The organism is Nonomuraea sp. NPDC050783 (genome assembly GCF_040802095.1).
Classification (GTDB): Bacteria; Actinomycetota; Actinomycetes; order Streptosporangiales; family Streptosporangiaceae; genus Nonomuraea.
The window spans coordinates 57,994-79,016 of record NZ_JBFAHK010000030.1 but is presented as its reverse complement, the minus strand read 5'-3'; the positions used below and the strand labels follow the sequence as shown (position 1 = coordinate 79,016).

Below are 21,023 nucleotides of genomic sequence, written 5' to 3'. Positions count from 1 at the left end.
GCGGCTACGCGTTCGTGGGGAAGCCCAGGTTCACGCCGCCGTGCGAGGGGTCGGGCCAGCGGGAGGTGACGACCTTGCCGCGGGTGTAGAAGTGCACGCCCTCGGTCCCGTGCACGTGGGTGTCGCCGAAGAGCGACGCCTTCCAGCCGCCGAAGCTGTAGAAGGCCATCGGCACCGGGATCGGCACGTTGACGCCGACCATGCCGACCTCGACCTCGCTCTGGAAGCGCCGGGCCGCGCCGCCGTCGTTGGTGAAGACGGCCGTGCCGTTGCCGTACTCGCAGTCGTTGATGATCTTCAGTCCTTCCTCGTACGACGACACCCGCACGACGGACAGGACCGGGCCGAAGATCTCGTCCACGTGCGTCCGCGAGCCGACGGGCACGCGGTCGAGCAGGGTCGGGCCCAGCCAGAAGCCCGGCGTGTCCGCGGCCCGGCCGCCGCCGAGCACGGGGGCGTCGCGGCCGTCCACCACGAGCGTGGCGCCCTCCTGGACCCCCAGGTCCAGGTAGGAGGCCACCTTGTCCCGGTGCGTCCGGGTGACCAGCGGGCCCATGTCCGACTTCGGGTCGTCGCCCGGCCCGATCACCAGCCGCTCGACCCGCTCCACGATCTTCCGTACCAGCTCGTCGCCGATCGGCTCCACCGCCAGCACCACCGAGATCGCCATGCACCGCTCGCCCGCCGAGCCGAAGCCCGCGGACACGGCGGCGTCGGCGACCAGGTCGAGGTCGGCGTCGGGCAGCACCAGCATGTGGTTCTTGGCGCCGCCGAGGGCCTGCACGCGCTTGCCGTGGGCGGTGCCGGTCCCGTAGACGTACCGGGCGATCGGGGTGGAGCCGACGAACGACACCGCGCGCACGCCGGGGTGCTCCAGCAGCCGGTCCACGGCGACCTTGTCGCCCTGCACGACGTTGAACACGCCGTCGGGCAGCCCGGCCTCCTGCCACAGCCGCGCCATCAGCAGCGACGCCGACGGATCGCGTTCCGACGGCTTCAGCACGAAGGTGTTCCCGCACGCGACCGCGATCGGGAACATCCACATCGGCACCATGACCGGGAAGTTGAACGGCGTGATCCCCGCCACCACGCCCAGCGGCTGGCGCATCGACCAGGAGTCGACCCGGGTCGAGACGCCCTCGGAGAAAGCGCCCTTGAGCAGGTGCGGGATGCCGCACGCGAAGTCCAGCACCTCCAGCCCGCGGGCCACCTCGCCCAGCGCGTCGGAGCGCACCTTGCCGTGCTCGGCCGAGACCAGCGCGGCCAGCTCGTCCCGGTGGGCCTCCATCAGCTCGCGGTAGCGGAACAACACCCGGGCCCGCTTGACCAGCGAGGTGTCCCGCCAGGCGGGGAAGGCCGCCGCGGCGGCCGCCACGGCCGCGTCCACGTCGGCCGGCGAGGCCAGCGCGACGTGCCCGCCGACCTCCCCGGTCGCCGGGTCGAACAGCTCGGCGGAGCGGCCGTCCCCGTCCACGCGGGCGCCATTGATCCAGTGCTTGACCGACTTCACAGCTCTCCTTCTCCTCCGGCCCACCCGTTGGACCGGAACGCCAGCTCCACGACGTCCACGAGCGCGCCGGCGGCGCAGGCCCTGGTCACGACGTCGGCCGCGGCGACGACGTCGGGGTGGCCGTCGCCGACGGCGAACCCCACTCCGGCCGCCACGATCATGTCGCGGTCGTTCGGGTTGTCGCCGACGGCGGCGATCTGCTCCATCGGCACGTCCCTGGCCGCGGCCAGCTCGCGCAGGGCGATGCCCTTGGTCGCCTGCTCCGACAGCACCTCCAGGTAGGTCGCCTCGGAGCGGACGGTGACCGTCCCCGCGATGTCCAGCTCGGGGAACGGGCCGCCGATGAGCATGCATTTGGTGATCTCGTCGGGCGGCAGCGCCGCCCAGTCGCCGGGGTCGCGCAGCGTGATCCCGTCCCGCCTGGCGTACTCGCGCAGCTCGGGCACGTCGTGCACGGCCAGCGCCTCCCCGCCGGTGAACGCGACCGGGTAGACCCCCTCGGGCAGCTCGCCGAACAGGCCGAGCAGCGTCTTCCACGCGGTCGCCGGCAGGGGGCGCGAGCGCAGCACGGCGCCCGTCGCCAGGTTCACGGTGGCGGCGCCGTTGTAGAGGATGGCGTCCGCGTCCAGGCCCAGCTCGTCGTAGTAGCGGCGGGCGGAGCTCTCCATGCGCCCGGTGGCGAGGACGACCTCGCCGCCCGCCTCGCGGAAGCGGCGCAGCGCCTCCCGGCTGGCGGGGACCATGGCCAGGTCGCGCCCGACGAGGGTGCCGTCGAGATCTGTCACGATCCAGCGGATCACCGGGCGCTCCCCGCCCCCGCGACGCCGGCCAGCACGGAGCCCGCGAGGTCGAAGCCGCCCACGGTGGCGAGGTAGCCGCCCGGCTCGAAGACGCTGCCCGACAGCGGGATGTAGCGGCCGCCGGCCTGCTCGACCAGGAGGGAGCCCGCGGCCACGTCCCAGGCGTTGACGCGCGTGCCGTAGGCCACGTCGGCCCAGCCGGCGGCGACGTGCGCGAGCTTGAGCGCCGCGCTGCCGGGGCGGCGGACGGCGGCGAACGCCTGGGTCATCCGCGAGAAGCGGCGCAGCGCGCCCTCCTCGTCCTCGGCCAGGTCGCGGGGGGTGGGGTAGCTGGAGAGCAGCATCGCCTCGCGCTCGGTGGCGGCGCCGGCGCTGCGGATCGGCTCGCCGTTGCAGACGGCGCCGCCGAGCCAGGCGGTGAACTCGTCGTCGCGCACCGGGTCGTAGACCACCCCGGCCACCACTTCGCCGTCGAGCGCCGCCCCGATCGAGGTGCAGAAGAACGGCAGGCCGGCGGCGAAGTTCGCGGTGCCGTCGATCGGGTCGACGTACCAGCGCACGGCGCCTTCGCCGCGCGTGCCGCCCTCCTCGCCGACCACGACGCTGTCGGGGCAGCGCCGTTCCAGGATCTCGCGGATGTCCTCCTCGGCCGCCTTGTCGTGCACGGTGACCGGGTCGTGGAAGTCACGCTTGGTCCGGACCTCGGGGCGGGAGCGGAAGGCATCGCGCAGGCGGTCGCCGACCGCTCTGGCCGCCTCGACCGCGATGTCGGCCAGCTCGCGAGAGGTGTTCACGTCCATGTCTTCTCCAGGAGTTTGAGCAGTGCGCGCGGGTCCTCGACGGTGGCCTGGGGGCTCTGCCGCACGGCGTACGGGATCTGGTCGGTGCTCGCGGATACCATCAGGACGGTCGCGCCCGCCCCGGCCCGCGCGCCGCAGATGACGTCACGGTCGTAGTTGTCCCCGACGTACCAGGCGTCGGCGGGCTCCACGCCCAGGGACCGGCAGGCGAGCCGGATCATCTCGGGGTTCGGCTTGCGGATGCCGACCTCGTCGCTGTACACCTGCACGGCCACCTGGTCGTCGAGCCCGGCGGCGGCCAGGTAGTCGCGGTGCACGGCGCCGGACAGGGCGTTGCTGACGACCCCGGGGACGACGCCGTGCTCCCAGCAGGCGGCCAGCAGCTCCGGCAGGCCGGTGCGGAGCTTGCGGTCGCTGCGCAGCTCGCCCATGCGCTTGCACAGGGGCGTCGCCTCGACGGTCACCAGCGTGCGGGCCCGCTCGGGCCAGTCGGTGGCCACGAACTCGGCCCAGAACCTGCGGTGCGTCATCTCCTCCGGGGCGTACTGCCGGGAGGTGGAGTCCTTCCAGTACGTGTCGGCGCGCGCGGCGGCCCGGATGTCGCTCTCGATCTCCTCGGCCGTGAGCCCGTCGAAGCCGGTCCTGGCGAGGAGCGCGCGTACCTCGGCGGCCAGCTCGGCGGCCCAGGACGGGCGCTTGACGGTCTCGACGATCACGCCGCCGAAGTCGAGGAGCAGCGCCTTGGGACGGTTCACGCGCCGACCCCCGCCCGGTCCCAGGAGGTGATCCGCGCGCCGTCGGCGCCGAACAGGTGCAACTGCTCGGTCCAGCAGGTCAGCACGTCGCCCGGGCCGGCCTGGACCGGCTGGTAGGACACGGCGTACAGCTCGGTGTCCAGGACGCGCAGCCGTACCGTCCAGGAGGAGCCCGCGGGCAGCACGGCCTCGACCACCGCCTCCTCGCTCCAGGCGGCGGCGGGGGCGGGGGCGGCGCCGAGGCGCAGCGCCTCCGGCCGGATGCCGACGGCGGCCGGGGTGCTCCTGGCGCCGCGCGACTCGACGAAGCGCAGCAGGGACGCGGCCAGCCCGCCGGGGGCGGGGCCCACGTCCACGATCGCCATCGGCGGGCTGCCGACGAACTCGGCGACGAACCGGTTGGCGGGCCTGGCGTACATCTCCATCGGGGCGGCGAGCTGCTGCAGCTCGCCCTCGTTCATGACGGCCACGTCGGTGGCCATGGTGAGCGCTTCGAGCTGGTCGTGCGTGACGAAGACGATGGTCGCGCCGCTCTCCTCGTGGATGCGCTTCAGCTCGGCGCGCATCTCCAGGCGCAGCCGGGCGTCGAGGTTCGACAGCGGCTCGTCGAGCAGCAGCACCGCGGGGTTGACGGCGAGCATCCTGGCCAGGGCGACGCGCTGCTGCTGGCCGCCGGAAAGCTGGGACGGGTAGCGGTCCATCGCGGCGTCGACGTGGACCATCTTCAGCGCCGCCTCGGCCCGCGCGCGCCGCTCAGGGCCGGGCACCTTGCGCATGCGCAGGCCGAACTCCACGTTCTCGCGCAACGACAGGTGCGGCCAGAGCGCGTAGTTCTGGAAGACCAGCCCCATGTCGCGTTTCTCGGGCGGGACGTAGATCCCCCGCTCGACGGAGTCGAGGACCCGGTCGCCGACGGTGATGCTGCCCGCGGTGGGCTGTTCGAGACCGGCGATCATGCGCAGGGTGGTGGTCTTGCCGCAGCCGGAGGGGCCGAGCAGGCACATGAAGGCGCCGTCGGGGACCACGAGGTCGAGGTTCTTCACCGCGAACTCTCCGCCGCCGTAGCTCTTGGAGATCGCGCTGAGGGTGATGTCCGGCATCTATCCTCCTAGTCCGGATGCCAGGCTGCTCTTGGTGAGGCGCTGGGTCAGGTAGGTCATGGTGAAGGAGAGCAAGGCGATCATGAGGACGACGCCGTTGGCGAGCTGGGTGTAGCCGTAGTCGACCAGGCCGATCGACAGTGTCGTGAGCAGCTGGGTCCCGGTGGTGGTCAGCATGACGACGATGCTGAGCTCCTTGAGCCCCGAGATGAAGGGCAGCACGATCCCGGTGACGAGCGCGCCCTTCTGGATGGGGAAGACGATCCTGCGCATCCGCTGCCACCACGCCGCCCCGGCGATCTGCGCGGCCTCCTCCGGCTCCCTGCCGAGCTGCATCATGGCCGCGATGCCCGAGCGCGAGCTGTAGGGCAGGTGCGTGACGGCCATGACCAGGATGAGCAGGAACGTCGTCCCGTACAGGGCGGGGACCGGCCCGCGGGCGACGGCGAACAGCGACAGCGAGGCGGCGGCGAAGGCGATGCCGGGGACGAGGTAGGGCAGGAAGGAGACCTGCCGCAGGAAGGCCGCGATGCGCGGGGCCGTGCCGCGCACCACCACGTACCCGACGAGCAGGCCGGCGACGGCGCAGATCAGCGAGGCCAGCCCGACGATGCGCACCGAGTTCCACGCGGCCTCCCACAGCTCCGTCCCGCGCAGCACGCCGTGCGGGAAGCCGACCGCCCCGGGGAGCCGCTCGGCGATCCAGAAGTCGAGCGTGAGGGTCGACAGGTCCAGCGGGGTCCTGGTCACCGTGGACAGCAGCAGGGTGAGCACGGGGACGAGCACGCTCACCGCGAAGACCACCATGCCGAGCGCGTAGGCGGGCCAGCGCCAGCGGCGCAGGTCGCTCACCCGGTCCATCGCGCCCTTGCCGCCCACGGTGACGAACCTGCGCTGCTCGCGCATCAGCCGCATGTCGGTGAAGACGATCAGGATGCCGATGATCACGATGACGGTGGCCAGCACGGAGGCCACGCCGGTGCTGCGGTCGCGGATCGACTGGAACAGCCCGGTGGACAGCACCCGGTAGTCGGCGGGCAGGCCGAGCACGTACGGCGTGCCGAACGTGCCGAGCACCCGCCCGACCACGAGCAGCACGGCCGAGGACAGCGCGGGCAGCATGAGCGGGATCACGATCCGCCGGACGACGGTGCGCCGCGGCGCGCCCAGGATCCGCGCGGAGTCCTCCAGCTGCACGTCGATGCGGCGCAACGCGTTGCCCACCAGGAGCAGCACGAACGGGTAGTAGTGCAGCCCGAGCGTGACGATGATCGGCAGCGCGCCGTAGGCGAGCCAGTCCGGCGTGCGGATGCCCTGGGCCTGCAGGAATCCCACCTGCCCCGCGGCCCGCTCGTTCTTGAACAGCGTCAGCCAGGCCAGCGAGAACGTCCACGACGGCAGCATGTACGGCACCACCAGCGCCCCGGCCAGCCACTTGCGCCCCGGCACGTTCGTCCGGGTCACCAGCCAGGCCATGCCGCCGCCGAGCACCAGCGCGAACAGGGTGGTGCCCACGGCGACGACGAGCGTGTTGACCAGCGGCTCCCAGAACAGCAGCCCGCTGATCTGGGAGCGGAAGACCCGCCACAGGTAGTAGCCGGTCCACTCGCCCGGCTGCTGCCCGGCGTGTGCCTCGTCGCCGTACTGCAGGCGGAAGGCGTCGGACAGCACCGCGAGCAGCGGGGCCACGACGAGGTAGGCCAGCACGACGACGAGGATCAGGCCGAGCGCGGCCGTCGGGTCGTGGCGCAGGACCTGCAGGCGGTAGAGCAGTCTGCGCCGGGCCGGCGGGCGGGCCGGCGGGCGGGCCGGCGGCTCCGTCTTGGTCACAACAGCCATAGGGGTTCCTTCGGGGGGTAAGGGAGGTAGCGCATCAGTGGCTTCTCTTGAGCATCGCGTCGGCGAGGGCGTCGGCCGACTCGCCGAGCCGCCGGCCCACCGCGTCCAGGCGGGACAGCAGCTCGCGTTCGCGCAGGGTGTCCATCTCCAGCGTCCCCGCGAACAGCGCGGTGAGCCTGGCCTGGTAGAGCTGGCGCACCCGGCTCTGGGACTTGCGGGTGGCCAGCAGGGAGACCATGACGGAGCCGGGATCGTCGATCATCTTCACCAGGGCCTGCTCCAGCTCGTCCAGCCCGACGATCACGGCCTGCAGCGGCTCGACGGCGAAGCCCAGGTCGGGCAGCCCGAACAGGTCGGCCTCGCGGACGAAGTCCCGGAGCTGGTCGAGCACGTCGTCGATCGAGCGGGACAGCCGGAACAGGTCCTCCCTGTCGATGGGGGTGGCCAGCGTCCGCGACAGGGCCCGGACGAGCTCGGCCCGCGCCGCGTCGCCCTCGTGCTCGACCACGGACATGCGGGCGCGGGCCGCCGTGCTCTCGACCGTGCCGGAGGCGGCCGTGCAGGCCAGCACGGCGCCCTGCCGCGCCGTGGCGACCTGGCCGCGCAGCAGGTCGATCACCCGCCGGGCCGTACGGCCCCGCAGGTCGTCCAGGACCCTGCCGAGCCGGCGGGCGCGGCCCTTCGCGCCGCTCACAGCAGCCTCAGCCCGAGCCCGGCCAGGCAGCCCAGCAGCAGGGACGACGGGAGGGTGACCAGCCACGCCGTGCCCATGTTCACCACGCTCTGCCATCGCACCCTCCTGCTTCCTTCGCTGGCCGCCACGCCGACGACGCCGGCGGTCACCGACTGGGTCATGCTCACCGGGGTCCCCAGCGCCGAGCTGCCGAGCACGGCGCCGGTGGCCGCCGTCTCGGCCGAGAGCACGTGCAGCGGCCGGGCGATGACCAGACCGCGGCCGATCCGCCCGCCCACCCGGTCGAGGCTGGTCAGGGAGCCGGTCAGGAACAGCGCCACGAGGACGGCCATCCACGCCGGGGGGACGGCGACGGGCCCGACCCCGCCGAGCCCGTCGCGGCCCACGTCGAGCGCCACGCTGGCGACCGCGATCATCTTCTGGCCGTCGTTGAGCGCGTACGCGGTGCACTGCGCCGCGTACGCCACCAGGTGGGCGGCGAGCACGAGCCTGGGCATCCGCCGGTAGGACGGCACCCGGCGCGCGGCGGCCCCCAGCAGGTAGCCCAGGACCAGGCCGGCCACGGGGGCGCAGAGCCCGATCGCGAGCACGGTGGCGAGGCTCCCCCACGACACCGGCACGCCCGCGCCGAGCCCCGCGCCGGAGATGCCGCCGATCACGGCCAGCGTGAGGCTGGTCGGCAGCCCTCTGCCGGTCAGCGCCGCCACGACCACGACCGCGATCACCACTCCGGTCAGGAACACCGCCGCGCCGACGCTGGTGCCCAGTCCCGCCAGCCGTTCCGTGAAGGTCCGCGCCACCGCGACGCCCAGCACGTACGGCACGGCGAACAGGACCGTCACGAGCAGCGCGACGGCCACCCAGCCGGGCATGGCCGGGAACCGCAGCCCCAGCCCGATCAGCGTGGCCCCGTCGTTGGCCCCGCTGATCAGCACGAACAGGGCCGCCAGGAGGGCGAAGGCCAGCGTCCAGCCCATCAGAGGTAGGGCCGTTGGTCGCGTTTGGCCTCGTCGTAGCGCTCGCGCGCGGCGCGGGCCTCGGCCAGCGCGGACACCTCGGCGACCGGCACGTCCCACCAGGCCTGGGCGCCCGGGCCGTCGCCGGGGACGGGCTCGACGTGGACGACGGTGGTCCTGGCGGACTCCTTGGCCTTGACCAGGGCCGCCCGCAGGGACTCGGGCGTGTCGGCGCGCAGCACGTCGGCGCCCAGGCTGGCGGCGTTGGCGGCCAGGTCCACGGGGAGGGGCGGCCCGTCGAGCTCGCCGCCCGCGCCGCGCGCCCGGTAGGCGGTGCCGAGCCTGCGCGCGCCCACGGACTCGCTGAGGTTCCCGATCGAGGCGAAGCCCTGGTTGTCCACCAGGACGACGACCAGCTTGACGCCTTCCTGCACGGCCGTGGCGATCTCCTGGGCCATCATCAGGTAGGAGCCGTCGCCGACCAGCACGAACACCTCGCGCTCCGGCGCGCCGAGCTTCACCCCGAGCCCGCCGGCGATCTCGTAGCCCATGCACGAGTACCCGTACTCCACGTGGTACTGCTCGGGGTCGCTCGCCCGCCAGAGCCGGTGCAGGTCGCCGGGCATCGAGCCGGCGGCGTTGACCACGACGCCGCCGGCGGCCAGCTCGTTGACGATGCCGAGCACGACGGGCTGCGTGAGCCGCGTCCCGGCGCGGGCGCGGCCGATCTCGGCCTGCCAGGCGGTGGCCAGGGTGGTGGCGCGGCGGGTCCAGTCGGCGTCGGCCCGCCAGTCCACCTCGTCCAGCGCGCGCAGGGCCTCGCGGGCGTCGGCGACGAGCATCAGGCCGGAGTTCTTGGCCGCGTCGAAGGCGGTGACGTTCACGTTGAGGAACCTGGCCCGCCCGAACAGGGTGCGCGAGGCGGTGGTGAAGTCGGTGTAGCGGGTGCCGACGCCGATGACCAGGTCCGCCTCGCGGGCCAGGGCGGCGGCGGCGCGGGTGCCCGTGTGGCCGATCGCGCCGACCGCGCAGGGATGGTCGTACGGCAGCGCGCCCTTGCCCGCCTGGGTCTCGCCCACCGGGACGCCGTGGTTCTCGGCGAACCTGACCAGCTCCGTCCACGCCCTGCTGTACGCGACCCCGCCGCCGGCGACGATCAGCGGCCGCCGCGAGCTCCGCAGCAGCTCGGCGGCCCTGGCCAGCGCGGCGGGCTCGGGCACGGGGCGCGGCACGTGCCACACCCGCCTGGCGAACAGCTCCTCCGGCCAGTCGTGGGCCTCGGCCTGCACGTCCTGCGGGAGCGCCAGCGTGACCGCGCCCGTCTCGGCCGGGTCGGTCAGCACCCGCATCGCGGCCAGCAGCGCGGAGGGCAGTTGCTCGGGCCGGTTGATCCGGTCGAAGAAGCGCGACAGCGGGCGCAGCGCGTCGTTGACGGACACGTCGTAGGAGCGCGGGTCCTCCAGCTCCTGCAGGACCGGTCCCGCGGCCCGCGTGGCGAAGATGTCGCCGGGCAGCAGCAGGACGGGCAGGCGGTTGATCGTGGCCAGCGCCGCGCCGGTGACCAGGTTGGTGGCGCCGGGGCCGATGGAGGCCGTGCAGGCGAACGTCGACAGCCGGCTCCGGGTACGCGCGTAGCCGACGGTGGTGTGGACCATGGCCTGCTCGTTGCGCGCCAGGTAGTAGGGCAGCGGGCCGCCCGTGCCGGCGCCCTCCTCCGCCAGGGCCTGGCCGATCCCCGCCACGTTGCCGTGGCCGAAGATGCCGAGGACGCCGGCGATCAGGCGGTGCTCCGCGCCGTCGCGTTCCGACCATTGGTTGGCGAGGAAGCGCACCAGCGCCTGCGCCGTGGTCAGCCTCATGACGCGCACGCCTCCTCCAGCAGGCCCAGCGCGGTGTCCACCGCGCCCTCGACGTCGCCGTCCGGCGGGTAGAGCAGCGTCCGGCCGGCGACCAGGCCGCGCACGCCGGGCAGGCGCAGCGCCTTGCCCCACGAGCCGAACATCTCGTCGGGGTCCTGGCCGGAGTCGCCGCCCAGCAGCAGGACGGGCAGGGTGGTCGCCTCCATGACGCGCTCCATGTCCGGCACGACCGGCAGCTTGAGCCAGGTGCGCGCGGAGGTCACGCCGAGCGCCTGGCTGACGCTGATGCTGCGGATCACCGCCTCCGGCGACAGGTCGTGCCTGACCGCGCCGTCGTGGCGGCCGGACCAGAACGGCTCGACCATCGCCATCAGGCCGCGCCTGGCGAGCTGGGTGACGGCCGCGCCGCAGCCGGCCAGGGTGTCGGCGGTGGCGGCGTCGTCGGGCGCGATCCTGCACAACATCTTGCCGCCGTCGAGCCCCATCGCCGCGATCGAGTCGGCGTCGTAGGCGGTGAACCTGTCGTCGAACTCGAAGACCGCTCCCTGCACGCCGCCGCGGTTCATCGAGCCGATGACGATCTTGTCGTCGAGCGCGCCGAGCAGCAGCAGGTCCTCGACGATGTCGGGGGTGGCCAGCAGGCCGTCCACGTCCGGCCTGGCCAGGGCGGTCATCAGCCGGTCCAGCAGGTCCACGCGGCTGCGCATGGCCATGGGGTGACCGCCGGCCCCGAGCGAGCCGCGCGCGGGATGGTCGGCGGCGATGATGAGCAGCCGTTCCCTGCTGTTCCTGAGCGGTCTGCGCTTGCGCGCGGCGGCCGCCTCGGCGACCCGTTCCGGTTGCCAGGCCCGCTCGTCGAGCAGCCTGCGGTGGTCCTGCTCACGCATGGGTGAGGCCTCCTTCTGGGTGCGCTTCTGGGCGCGCTTCTGGGTGCGCGGACAGGGCGGCCTCGATCTCGTCCGCCGTGGGCATCGCGGGCGCGCAGGCCAGCCGTCCCGCGACGATCGCGCCCGCCGCGTTGGCGAAGCGCAGCGTGCGCTCCAGCGGCCAGCCTTCGAGCAGGCCGTGGCAGAGCGCGCCGCCGAAGGCGTCGCCCGCGCCGAGGCCGTTGACGACCTCGACGGGAACGGGCGGGACCCGTACCGTCTCCGTCGCGGTCATGCCCAGCACGCCGGCCGAGCCCTGCTTGACGACCGCCAGCTCGACGCCGGCCGCGAGCAGGGCCGCGCCCGCCGCGACCGGGTCGCGGGTCCCGGTGGCGACCTCGGCCTCGTCGAGGTTGCCGACCGCGACGGTGACGTGCCCGAGCGCGGCGCGCACCCGCTCGCGGGCGAGCGCGGGATCGGGCCAGAACATGGGCCGGTAGTCCAGGTCGAGCACCGTGTGCGGCCTGCGCCCCCGGGCCCGCCAGGCGGCCAGGTGGGCGCCGAGCGACGGCTCGGCCGACAGCCCGGTCACGGTGGCCCAGAACAGCCCGGCCCGCGCGACGGCGGTCGTGTCCAGCTCGGCGGGCGAGATCTCCAGGTCGGGCGCCCGGTCGCGGTAGAAGTAGAGCGGGAAGTCCTCAGGGGGCCTGATCTCGCAGAACGTCACCGGGGTCGGCCGCCCCGGCACCGCGGTGACCAGGCCGTCGTCCACGCCGTACGCGCGCAGCGCGTCGTGGACGAACGCGCCGAACGGGTCGTCCCCGGTCCTGGTGATCACCGCGCTGGCCCTGCCCAGGCGGGCGGCGGCCACGGCCACGTTCGTCGGGCTGCCGCCCAGGTACTTGCCGAACGTCTCCACCTGCCGCAGCGGCACGCCGACCTGGAGCGGGTAGACGTCCACGCCGACCCGGCCCATCGTCAGCACCTCCGGCGGCCTCACGCCAGTCCCCGCAGGAACGCCATGCTCGCGCGGACGTCGTCGGCCGGGCCCGTCCCCGCCGGGGGCTCGGCGTCGAGGATCACGTCCTGCTCCATGACGTACCAGCCGGTGTACCCGGCCGCCGTCAGGCCCGCGACGATGCCCTTGACGTCGACGTCGCCGAGGCCGAGCCGGCGGTAGATCCCGGCGCGCACGGCCTGCGTGTAGGACAGCTCGCCGGAGCGCACCCGGGCCGCGAGCGCCGCGTCCACGTCCTTGAGATGGACGTGGGCGACCCGCCCGGGGGCGCGCTCGACGAGGTCCAGCGGGTCGGTGCCGCCGATGAGCAGGTGGCCGGTGTCCAGGCAGAGCGCGACGGAGCTGCCGCCGAGCACCCGGTCCACCTCCTGGCGGCTCTCGACCATGGTGCCGACGTGCGGGTGGAGGGTGACGGCGCGGCCCGCCCCCGCCGCCTCCGCGGCGATCCTGTCGAGGTTGCCGAGGAGGGTGCGCCAGCCGGTCCCGTCCAGCTCGGGGCGGGTGTCGTACCCGTCCAGGCCGGTGGCGGCGGCCAGCACCACGACCGTGTCCTCCTCGAACCGGGACCACGTGGCGCGCAGCCCCGGCAGCGGGTCGTGGCCGGGGTCGTGCAGGACCACGGGGACGAAGGCGCCCACCGGCCGCAGCCCGTGCCGGCCGAGCAGGTCCCCGCCGGCCGGCAGGAAGCCCTCGGGGCCCAGCTCGGTGGCGGTCAGGCCGAGCCCGGCCATCTCGGCGAGGACGCGTTCGGCGGGGAGCTGGTGGCCCCAGCCGGGGACCTCGCAGACTCCCCAGGAGATGGGGGCGGCGGCGACTCTCACTTGGCCACCTCCACCAGGCGCACGGCGCGGCCCTCACGGCGCGACAGGTCGGCCGCCTCGGCGAGGTGGAGCGCGGCCAGGGCGTCCTGGACGGTGCAGGGGCTCTCGCTCTCGCCCCGCGCCATCGCGAGGAACGCGCTCATCTCCGCGACGTAGGCGGCCTCGAACCTGCTCTGGAAGTCCGGCCACGGCTGCCCGCCGGGGTCGAGGCCCTCCGCCGAGCGCAGCGGGGTCCGCTCGCCCAGCCCGGCGGCCCAGGTGCCGAGGGTGCCCGCGAGCTCCATGCGCACGTCGTAACCGGCGCCGTTGTAGCGCGAGCCCTGCAATGTGACCAGGGTGCCGTCGTCCATGGTGATGAGCGCGGCGCTGTTGTCGACGTCGTCGGAGTCGGCGAAGAACGCCGCTCCGCGGTTGGCGCCGGTCGCGTACACGCTGTCGGCCTCGTGGCCGGTGACCCAGCGCAGGATGTCGAAGTCGTGGATGTGGCAGTCGCGGAAGATGCCGCCCGACTGGGCGACGTACTCGGCGGGAGGGGGCGCGGGGTCGCCGGTCAGCAGGTGGACCCGGTGCAGCTCGCCGAGCTCCCCGGCGCGCAGCGCGGCGCGCGCGGCGGCGTAACCGGCGTCGAAGCGGCGCTGGAAGCCGATGTGCACGGGGGTGCCGCTGCGCTCGACGGCCTCGGCGACCCGCAGGGTCTCGGTCACGGTCGGCGCGGCGGGCTTCTCGCAGAAGGCCGGCACCTTCAGCTCACAGGCCCGCAGCAGCGCCTCGGCGTGCGCGGACGTCGGTGTGGTGATCACCACCGCGTCGGCGTCGAAGGGGTCTCCGACCCGGGCACCCAGCCGTCGCGCCGTCTCCTCGGCTCTGGTCCCGTCCACGTCGGCGACGACGAGCTCGTCGACGAGAGTGGACAGGGTCGCGGCGTGGAACACGCCGATCCGACCGAGGCCCAGTAGACCCACACGCATGATCGCTCCTCATCCAGGGGTCTTCAGTTCTAGATGAACGGGAGATGAACAGTCAATACTTTGTCCTGACATTAGGAGAAAGATGCTCAGTGCTCCACGAGCGTGACCTCCAGGAAGTAGAGGGAGGCGCGATAGAGGTGCGAGCCGTGCTCCACCCCCCTCCCCCGGTCGTCGTAGGCGGTGCGGACCAGCGTGAGCAGCGGGCAGGACGGCCGCTCGCCGAGCAGCCCGGCCTCCGCCCGGTCCGCGGCGCGGGCGCCGATCCGCTGGTCGGCCACCCGCAGCCGGACGCCGGCGGAGCGCAGCAGCTCGTAGAGCCCGCGTCGCTCCAGGGACTCGGCCGACATCGCGGCCGGCAGAGGCCGGGGCCCGGGCGGCAGCCAGTTGCGCAACAGGGCGAGCGGCTCCCCGAGCGCGTACCTGACCCGCTCCAGCCGGACCACCTCCGCGCCGGGCGCGATCCCGAGCGCGGCCGCCACGTCGTCCCCGGCCGCGACGGTCCCGATGGACAACACCTTGGTGCTCGGCTCCCGCCCCGTCCTGCGCAGGTCGTCGTACAGGCTGGTGAGCTCGACCGCGCGCCCGACCCGGCTGTGCACCACCTGGCTGCCCACGCCGCGCTTCCGGACGACCAGGCCCTGGTCCACCAGGCACTGGACGGCCCTGCGCACGGTCGGGCGGGCCAGCCCCAGCCGTTCCGCGAGCTTGATCTCGGGGAGCCGGGAGCCCGGGGGCAGCTCGCCGGCCCGGATGGCGCGCGCGATCCGCTCGGCCACCTGGAAGTAGAGGGGGATGGGACTCGTCCTGTCGAGCTCGATGTCCAGTTCCGGAGTCACAGGGCCGAAGGTACCGCTGTCCATATGTCCTGACCATATGAGTACAGGACCATTCCTCGGCGGTGACGGGCACGGCGGGCCCGAGGCGAACGTAAGAATGTCTTGACAAATTATTCACGTGACGTTCATCGTGAGTTCACTATGGCGTCGCCGGGGCTGGCGCGACGCTGCCGAACCCTTGAGAGGTAAGAGGAGTGACGCCATCATGAGGCGTACCACGAAGATCATCTCCGTGGCGGTGCTGGCGGTTGCCGCTGCGGCGTGCGCGCCTTCCACGTCCGGCGACGCCCCGGCGACGGCGACCGCCAAGGCGTTGCCCGGCCCTTCGCTCGACGCGAACTTCGACCTGGAGGCGCTGGTCGCCGCCGCGAAGAAGGAGGGCAGCCTGCTGGTCTACGACTCCAGCGGCGACATCGAGGAGGTGGCGAAGGCCTTCACGGCCAAGTACGGCATCACCATGGAGGGCGTGAAGTCGGACACCCCGCAGACCGCCGAGAAGATGCTCAGGGAGCACGCCGCCGACAACGTCACCATCGACGCGGCCATGTACGAGGACGGCGGCGTGCTGGTCGGCCAGCTCGCGCCGCAGGGGGTGACGCAGACCTGGATCCCCTCGGACCTGAAGGACCAGATCCCCGCCGAGAACCAGAACCCGCTGCTCGCCCTGTCGAAGGCCACCGTCTTCGCCTACAACACCAAGCTGTCGCCCGGCGGCTGCCCGGTCAAGAACATCTGGGACCTGACCGAGCCGGAGTGGGCCGGCAAGCTCGTCATGCAGGACCCGCTGGGCAAGCCGACCGTGCTGTCGTTCTTCACCCAGCTCGACGCGCACGGCAACCAGGCTCTGGAGCAGGCGTTCCAGGCCAAGTACGGCAAGCCGCTGAAGACGGAGGAGAAGAGCGCCGCCTACGAGTGGATCAAGCGGCTGGCCGGCAACCGGCCGGTGCTGACGGGCTCCGACGAGGACATCTCCAGCGCGGTCGGCGCGCCGAACGCGACCGACAAGAAGATCGGCTTCATGTCGATCTCGAAGTTCCGCAACAACGAGGACAAGGGGTACGCGCAGTCCACGTGCGAGGGCATGGCGCCCTTCACCGGCTTCAGCTACCCGAAGTACGTGGCGATCGCCAGCAAGAGCAAGCACCCCAACGCGGCGAAGCTGTACGTGCACTTCATCATGACCGAAGAGGGCGTCAAGCACGAGATCGGCGAGGGCGGCATCTCGGGCAACAGCACGGTCAAGCCGCTGGTCACCCCGGCCGGGCTGTCCGACTGGCAGGGCCAGCTCTTCCACACCGATCCCGCGAAGCTGCTCGGGGACCTGCAGAACCGCCAGACCGTCTCCGACTTCTGGCGCGTCAACAAGAGCTAGGCGTCACCCCGCGACGTCGTCCCACAGCGTCACCCCACAGCGTCGTCCCACAGCGTCGTCCCGCAGGTGGCCGCACGGCCGGAGACCCCGGCCGGGCGGCCCGCCCGCATGCCCTGGGGTCTCGGCATAAGTCCTTATGTCCTGACATAAGAATCACCTGTTGATATTTCGTCTTTTCGTAGTTACGTTCACACCATCACTTCCCAGAACGAGGAGGCGCAATGCGTCCCCTGCCCAGGCTCTCCCTGGCAGCCTTGATCGTCACCCTCGCGGCGGGCACGGCGGTCCCCGCGTCCGGCTCCACCGTCGCGACGGTGCATCCCGACGTCGAGACCCCCGCCCTGTACGACGACGAAGCGGGTGGCAACTCCAACGGCGACGACCCGGCGATCTGGGTGCACCCGTCCGACTCCAGCAGGAGCGTGGTGGTCACCACGGCCAAGGAGGGCGGACTCAACGTCTACGACCTCGGCGGTCACCAGCTCCAGCACATCGCGGCGCCCGCCGCCCCCGGGCCCGACGACGAGCCCGGCCGGTTCAACAACGTCGACGTCACCTACGGCTTCGGCGGGCGCGACCTCGCGATCGTCTCCGACCGCGGCCGGGACACCCTGCGCATCTACTCCATCTCGGGCGGCCGCCTCACGGACGTGACCGACCCGGCCGCGCCGTTCGTCTTCAACACCTCCCAGGGACAGGTCAACGACGGCGAGACGGCGTACGGCCTCGGCGCCTGGAAGGACTCCACCGGCACGTACGCGCTGGTCAGCCGCCGGCACAAGACCTCGATCGGCCTGGTCAAGCTGCTGGCCAAGCCGGGCGGCAAGGTCGGCTACCAGCTCGTCAGGACGCTGGACCTGCCCGCGTCGTTCACCCTCCCCAACGGCCGGACCTGGTCCCCGTGCCTGGAGCCCGACGAGCTGGCACAGGTCGAGGGCATGGTCGTGGACCAGGACCGGGACGTCCTCTACGCCGCGCAGGAGGACGTCGGCATCTGGCGCGTGCGGGCCGACCTCACCGGCACGCCGGTGCTGGTGGACAAGGTCAAGGAGTACGGCGTCCCCGCCACCTACGACCCCGCGACCGAGGAGTGCACGCCCGGCGCCGACCCGGGCTTCGGCGGCCACCACCTGACCGCGGACGCCGAGGGGCTCACGATCTACTACCGCGAGGACGGCAAGGGCTACCTGCTGGCCTCCAGCCAGGGCGACAACACCTTCGCCGTCTACCGCAGGGAGGGCGCCAACTCCTACCTCGGCCAGTTCAGGGTCGGCCCGGACGACGGCATCGACGGCGTCGAGGTCAGCGACGGCTCGACCGTGCTCAACGTGCCGCTGGGCGACTTCGACGAGGGCGTCTTCATCGCCCACGACGGGGTCAACACGCCGGCCGAGGGAGACCGGGAGATCACCAACTTCAAGTACACCAAGTGGGACGACATCGCCGACGAGCTCGACCTGGCCGTCGACACCGACGGCTGGGACCCGCGCGACTGAGCCGCCCGACCTGTCCTGAAGCGCCTTGAAGGGGCGCCGCCCGCCCGGGCGGCGCCCCTTCCGGCACTCCGGCGCCGGCGCGGCGGCTCAGAGGCTGCGGGCGGTGATGTCGCCGTTGGAGGTGGTGGCGTGGATGTCCAGCTCGGCGGTGCCGTCGTTCTTCAGGGCGTTGGTGACGCGGCCGTGGGTGGTGCCGGCGTCGAGGGAGGCCGAGACGCCCGCGGCGGCGGTGACGGTGATGTCGCCGGACTGTGTGGCGAGCACGAGCGTGCCGCGGACGGCCTCGGCGATCCGGATGTCGCCCCGTGCGGTGGTGACGTGGGCGGGGCCGGTCAGGCGGCCGATCTCGACGTCGCCGTCGGTCGCGGTGAGGCGCAGGCCGGCGGCCTCGTCGAGCGTGATCCGGCGGTAGGCGCCTTCGTAGGTGACGTCGCCGAGGCGGCCGGTGGTGTGCAGTTCGGTGCCGGCCGTTCGTGCTTCGACGTGGGAGCCGGCGGGCAGCTCGACCGTCACCGCGACGGCTCCGGTGGGGCCGAGGTACTGGTTCTTGACCGGGGTCTCGATGCGCAGGACGCCGTCGGCGTAGCCGGCCGTGGTCCGCCCGGCGGCCTCGGTGTCGCGGGCCCTGGCGGGGTCGGCGGGCTGGATCTCGACGGTGGTGTCGGTCCGGTCGGTGGCGACGAACCGGACGCGTCCGGCGGGGAGGTGCAGGACGGCGGTGATCGGGGCGGGGGTGGCGAAGGTGGGCATGGCGTGCTCCTCGTGCTCGCGTGGTGGATTCGCTCCGGTCCAGGTCGCGGTGTCGCTGGACCGTTCATGCGCCAACCATCGCCGGACGGGCTGACACCGGGCCGTCGCCCCCCTGACACCGCCGCTGACGCCGCGGCCCGCCGCCCCGGCGGCCTGCGGAAAATTCACCACGCATGATGCAACCCTTTCGGTGAGCGGCGGCATCTGGGAGGTTGTGGATCTCTTGAGTGCGGACGAGGAGTACATCACGCTCGTCGTGCTCGTCACCCGGTACACCGCCGTCCGGGACTGGCGAGCCGGGGCCGTGCTGCTCTGTTACGGCGCGGGCTGGCTGCCGTGGTTCTCCTACGCCATCGCCGGCAACCGCACCATGTACCTGTTCTACATGCTCCCCGCCGTGCCGTTCATGGTGCTGGCGCTGGTGATCGCCGCAGGACTGGCGCTCGGGCCCGGCGGAACGGCGTCGATCAGGAGAGCCCTGGGGGCGGCCGTCACCGGAGCGGGAGCCCTCGTCATCCTGGTCAACTTCTGGTGGCTCCATCCGGTCCTGTCCGGCGAGACGATCCCGTACGCGGCGTGGTGGGCCCGGATGCTGATGCGCTCGTGGGTATGAACGCGGCCGAGGCCGCCGGATACCGGCCGGCGAACATCCGGTCGTGACGGGGTGAGCCCCTTCCCCGTACCGCCAGGCGGTGGCGGCCGTTATGCCCGAACCCGGCGGCGAGTTCGGTGCAGCCTCACCAGGAACCGGAGGCGCCGCGGCGGGAGAACCGGCGGCCGCGCGAGGACGTCACCGTCGCAACCACGACCCCGTCACGACAGCAGAAACCAAGTAGGCAACTGTCCATCAAACCCGGACGGGTTCAGGTCCCGGGCATCACTCGTTCTCAGACCTCGTCGTCACCATGGAAATCCGGATACAGGCTCACCTGAGATTGAGAGCCGGCCCATTCCCGGATACGAGGCCCGACGGGGCCGTGGATCTCGGCGTAGGCCATGGTCGCGCACTCCGGCACACGGGCCAGCAGATGTGCGCCGCGCTCGTTGTGCGCCACGGCCGCGGCCTCATCGTCGTATTCCTCCAGCACCACGTAGCTTCCTGTGCCCGCCGAGAACCACCGGAAGGTGCGCGTCCCCGGCTCGTTCGCGGCCTGCCTGGCCAGGGCAAGCGCGATCTTCTCAAACTCGCCCTGCCGTTGGTCGTGGGCGTCGAAACGCGCGCGTACAAAGATGCTCATGTGAGGTGTCCTCTCGTGGAGACGGAATGTTCATGCGTCAGTCGTCTGCCTGCTCGTGCGTCGTCCCGTCCGCGGCGTTGGCATAGGCGTAGGCGGTGAGAATCGCGTCGAGCAGACCGGGAAAGCGGATATCGAGATCCTCCAGGCGCAGGGCCGTCCAACGCCGGGTGCCGTCTTCGCGCTGACGGATGACTCCCGCCTCCCGTAGTACGCGGAAGTGGTGAGTCAGTGTCGAGGGCGCCACGTCAACAGGGAAGGTGCCGCAGGCTCGCTCCGGATCAGTACGGAGAGTTCTCACGATGGTCAGGCGAGTCGGGTCGGCCAGCGCCCGTAGGACGTCCTGCAGGTCGATGTCACCAGTGTCCGGGTGGACCAGAGCAGGCCGACGGCTGTGGGTTCGAGGCATCCCCTCATCCTACTTTCGACAGGTGCCGAACAACGATGATACGACGTTAGTCGTAAGACGAACATCGGGAGCGGGAGGTGCCGGTGCGCGCTGGTCACGAGGGAACACCTTGGCCACCGCGACGGCGTGCTGATCGTGGACGGGACCGGCTTCCTCGGAAGAGCGACAAGCCGGCCGGCGTGCCGGTGCCGTGGGCGATCGCCTATTCCGCCAGTCCCCAGAAGGGACCGGTCAGGCCCACTTCAGTGAAATAGGCGAGCGCGTCGACCGGTTCTCGCCGGACATAGCCGCGGTCGAGACGACCGTCGTACCAGTGGGCGGCCAAATTCCATAGAACCGATAGGTCCATCGTGTAGCCGCGAGGTAGTCCTTCGCGTTCGAGCCATCCGTCGACGCATGCGGTTGAGCAGAAGAGCCGCTGGTTACCGCAGGTGTGAACCACGTCATCCCACATCCTTGCCACCGGAGTGAGGAAGTGCGCGACCTCTCCGCCCGCTGGAGGAGCCTCGGTGTTCACCGCCCAGGCCAGGGCGGCACCACAGTTCGGGCAACGGGTGGCGACCAGAACTTCGCCGTCGTCCGGCAGGAGGTGAGGCAGAGCGAAGGAGTCCCAGGCGCAACCACCCCACCATAGAGTCCGTTCGCCCATGACGGAGAAGCCGAGCGGGATGGCTGAGAACGGATGAGCCATTACGATTTCGTCCCCATCGAGTACGATGTGCCGCTCGTAATGCAACTGCTGCAATGCCTTACGTGTTTCCGAGGCGAGCCGTGGCGCTCTACCGGTTTCGGCGAATGAGCGGTAGATGGCCAGTCTGAGGTCCTCAGTGTCCATGCTCGAACAGCATACTCGGAATTTCCCGCCCCACGGCAATGACGAGAGGAGCCGTCGGTGACGCATCAAGTCTTTCCGCCGCGGTCGGCGGATCGTCATTTGCG

21 protein-coding genes are annotated in these 21,023 nt (G+C 72.1%); 3 read left to right on the top strand and 18 right to left on the bottom strand.

The genetic code is table 11. The features are described 5' to 3' along the window. Positions 1 to 4 precede the first annotated feature (4 nt). The 14 genes from AB0H75_RS44500 to AB0H75_RS44435 form a co-directional block, all read right to left on the bottom strand. The gene (locus AB0H75_RS44500; protein ID WP_367807002.1) at positions 5 to 1,510 is read right to left on the bottom strand and encodes a CoA-acylating methylmalonate-semialdehyde dehydrogenase; all 1,506 of its coding nucleotides are present in this window, start codon (positions 1,508 to 1,510) and stop codon (positions 5 to 7) included. Beyond that, on the bottom strand, positions 1,507 to 2,310 hold the full coding sequence (locus AB0H75_RS44495; protein ID WP_367807000.1) for an HAD-IIB family hydrolase: 804 nt from the start codon (positions 2,308 to 2,310) through the stop codon (positions 1,507 to 1,509). Before AB0H75_RS44495 ends, AB0H75_RS44500 begins: the two co-directional genes overlap by 4 nt. Beyond that, positions 2,307 to 3,110 (bottom strand): inositol monophosphatase, encoded by an 804-nt coding sequence (locus AB0H75_RS44490; RefSeq protein WP_367806998.1) that lies wholly within the window; start codon positions 3,108 to 3,110, stop codon positions 2,307 to 2,309. The genes AB0H75_RS44495 and AB0H75_RS44490 overlap by 4 nt, the downstream gene beginning before the upstream one ends. Then, positions 3,101 to 3,865, bottom strand: a complete 765-nt coding sequence (locus AB0H75_RS44485; protein WP_367806996.1) for an HAD family hydrolase — start codon at positions 3,863 to 3,865, stop codon at positions 3,101 to 3,103. Before AB0H75_RS44485 ends, AB0H75_RS44490 begins: the two co-directional genes overlap by 10 nt. After that, the gene (locus AB0H75_RS44480) at positions 3,862 to 4,965 is read right to left on the bottom strand and encodes an ABC transporter ATP-binding protein (protein WP_367806994.1); all 1,104 of its coding nucleotides are present in this window, start codon (positions 4,963 to 4,965) and stop codon (positions 3,862 to 3,864) included. Before AB0H75_RS44480 ends, AB0H75_RS44485 begins: the two co-directional genes overlap by 4 nt. Next, the gene (locus AB0H75_RS44475) at positions 4,966 to 6,804 is read right to left on the bottom strand and encodes an ABC transporter permease (protein WP_367806992.1); all 1,839 of its coding nucleotides are present in this window, start codon (positions 6,802 to 6,804) and stop codon (positions 4,966 to 4,968) included. It lies immediately after the preceding gene. A gap of 34 nt (positions 6,805 to 6,838) precedes the next feature. Next, positions 6,839 to 7,498 carry a DUF47 domain-containing protein gene (locus tag AB0H75_RS44470; protein WP_367806990.1) on the bottom strand — a complete coding sequence of 220 codons (660 nt, stop codon included), beginning with the start codon at positions 7,496 to 7,498 and terminating at the stop codon, positions 6,839 to 6,841. Continuing rightward, positions 7,495 to 8,475 carry an anion permease gene (locus AB0H75_RS44465; protein ID WP_367806988.1) on the bottom strand — a complete coding sequence of 327 codons (981 nt, stop codon included), beginning with the start codon at positions 8,473 to 8,475 and terminating at the stop codon, positions 7,495 to 7,497. The genes AB0H75_RS44470 and AB0H75_RS44465 overlap by 4 nt, the downstream gene beginning before the upstream one ends. After that, positions 8,475 to 10,313: a 3D-(3,5/4)-trihydroxycyclohexane-1,2-dione acylhydrolase (decyclizing) gene (iolD, locus tag AB0H75_RS44460; protein WP_367806986.1), complete on the bottom strand. Its 1,839-nt coding sequence runs from the start codon at positions 10,311 to 10,313 to the stop codon at positions 8,475 to 8,477. Before iolD ends, AB0H75_RS44465 begins: the two co-directional genes overlap by 1 nt. Continuing rightward, positions 10,310 to 11,200: a deoxyribose-phosphate aldolase gene (locus tag AB0H75_RS44455; RefSeq protein WP_367806984.1), complete on the bottom strand. Its 891-nt coding sequence runs from the start codon at positions 11,198 to 11,200 to the stop codon at positions 10,310 to 10,312. The genes iolD and AB0H75_RS44455 overlap by 4 nt, the downstream gene beginning before the upstream one ends. Beyond that, positions 11,193 to 12,155 carry a 5-dehydro-2-deoxygluconokinase gene (iolC, locus tag AB0H75_RS44450; RefSeq protein WP_367807016.1) on the bottom strand — a complete coding sequence of 321 codons (963 nt, stop codon included), beginning with the start codon at positions 12,153 to 12,155 and terminating at the stop codon, positions 11,193 to 11,195. Before iolC ends, AB0H75_RS44455 begins: the two co-directional genes overlap by 8 nt. A gap of 20 nt (positions 12,156 to 12,175) precedes the next feature. Beyond that, positions 12,176 to 13,018 (bottom strand): TIM barrel protein, encoded by an 843-nt coding sequence (locus tag AB0H75_RS44445; protein WP_367806983.1) that lies wholly within the window; start codon positions 13,016 to 13,018, stop codon positions 12,176 to 12,178. Beyond that, positions 13,015 to 13,986 carry a Gfo/Idh/MocA family oxidoreductase gene (locus AB0H75_RS44440; RefSeq protein WP_367806981.1) on the bottom strand — a complete coding sequence of 324 codons (972 nt, stop codon included), beginning with the start codon at positions 13,984 to 13,986 and terminating at the stop codon, positions 13,015 to 13,017. Before AB0H75_RS44440 ends, AB0H75_RS44445 begins: the two co-directional genes overlap by 4 nt. Positions 13,987 to 14,072: 86 nt before the next feature. Next, entirely contained in the window at positions 14,073 to 14,822 is a 750-nt protein-coding gene (locus AB0H75_RS44435) for a GntR family transcriptional regulator (protein ID WP_367806979.1), read from the bottom strand. A gap of 205 nt (positions 14,823 to 15,027) precedes the next feature. On the opposite strand from AB0H75_RS44435, the gene AB0H75_RS44430 reads away from it, so the two are divergent. Together AB0H75_RS44430 and AB0H75_RS44425 are read left to right on the top strand one after the other, a co-directional pair. Beyond that, a complete protein-coding gene (locus tag AB0H75_RS44430) occupies positions 15,028 to 16,194 on the top strand; it encodes an ABC transporter substrate-binding protein (RefSeq protein WP_367806977.1) in 1,167 nt (388 codons plus the stop codon). A 221-nt stretch (positions 16,195 to 16,415) separates the two neighbouring features. Next, positions 16,416 to 17,690, top strand: coding sequence for a phytase (locus AB0H75_RS44425; protein ID WP_367806975.1), 1,275 nt, complete (start codon positions 16,416 to 16,418; stop codon positions 17,688 to 17,690). Positions 17,691 to 17,777: 87 nt separating this feature from the next. Here AB0H75_RS44425 and AB0H75_RS44420 read toward each other — a convergent pair whose 3' ends face one another. Further along, the gene (locus tag AB0H75_RS44420) at positions 17,778 to 18,440 is read right to left on the bottom strand and encodes a DUF4097 family beta strand repeat-containing protein (protein WP_367806973.1); all 663 of its coding nucleotides are present in this window, start codon (positions 18,438 to 18,440) and stop codon (positions 17,778 to 17,780) included. A gap of 223 nt (positions 18,441 to 18,663) precedes the next feature. Between AB0H75_RS44420 and AB0H75_RS44415 the strand changes: the two genes are divergently transcribed. Continuing rightward, a complete protein-coding gene (locus AB0H75_RS44415) occupies positions 18,664 to 19,053 on the top strand; it encodes a hypothetical protein (protein ID WP_367806971.1) in 390 nt (129 codons plus the stop codon). 274 nt (positions 19,054 to 19,327) lie between these two features. On the opposite strand, the gene AB0H75_RS44410 is transcribed toward AB0H75_RS44415, so the two are convergent. From AB0H75_RS44410 to merB, 3 genes are all read right to left on the bottom strand, one after another. Next, positions 19,328 to 19,678, bottom strand: coding sequence for a putative quinol monooxygenase (locus AB0H75_RS44410; protein WP_367806969.1), 351 nt, complete (start codon positions 19,676 to 19,678; stop codon positions 19,328 to 19,330). 37 nt (positions 19,679 to 19,715) lie between these two features. After that, positions 19,716 to 20,084, bottom strand: coding sequence for an ArsR/SmtB family transcription factor (locus AB0H75_RS44405; RefSeq protein WP_367806967.1), 369 nt, complete (start codon positions 20,082 to 20,084; stop codon positions 19,716 to 19,718). 202 nt (positions 20,085 to 20,286) lie between these two features. After that, a complete protein-coding gene (merB, locus tag AB0H75_RS44400) occupies positions 20,287 to 20,919 on the bottom strand; it encodes an organomercurial lyase (RefSeq protein WP_367806965.1) in 633 nt (210 codons plus the stop codon). Positions 20,920 to 21,023: the final 104 nt, after the last annotated feature.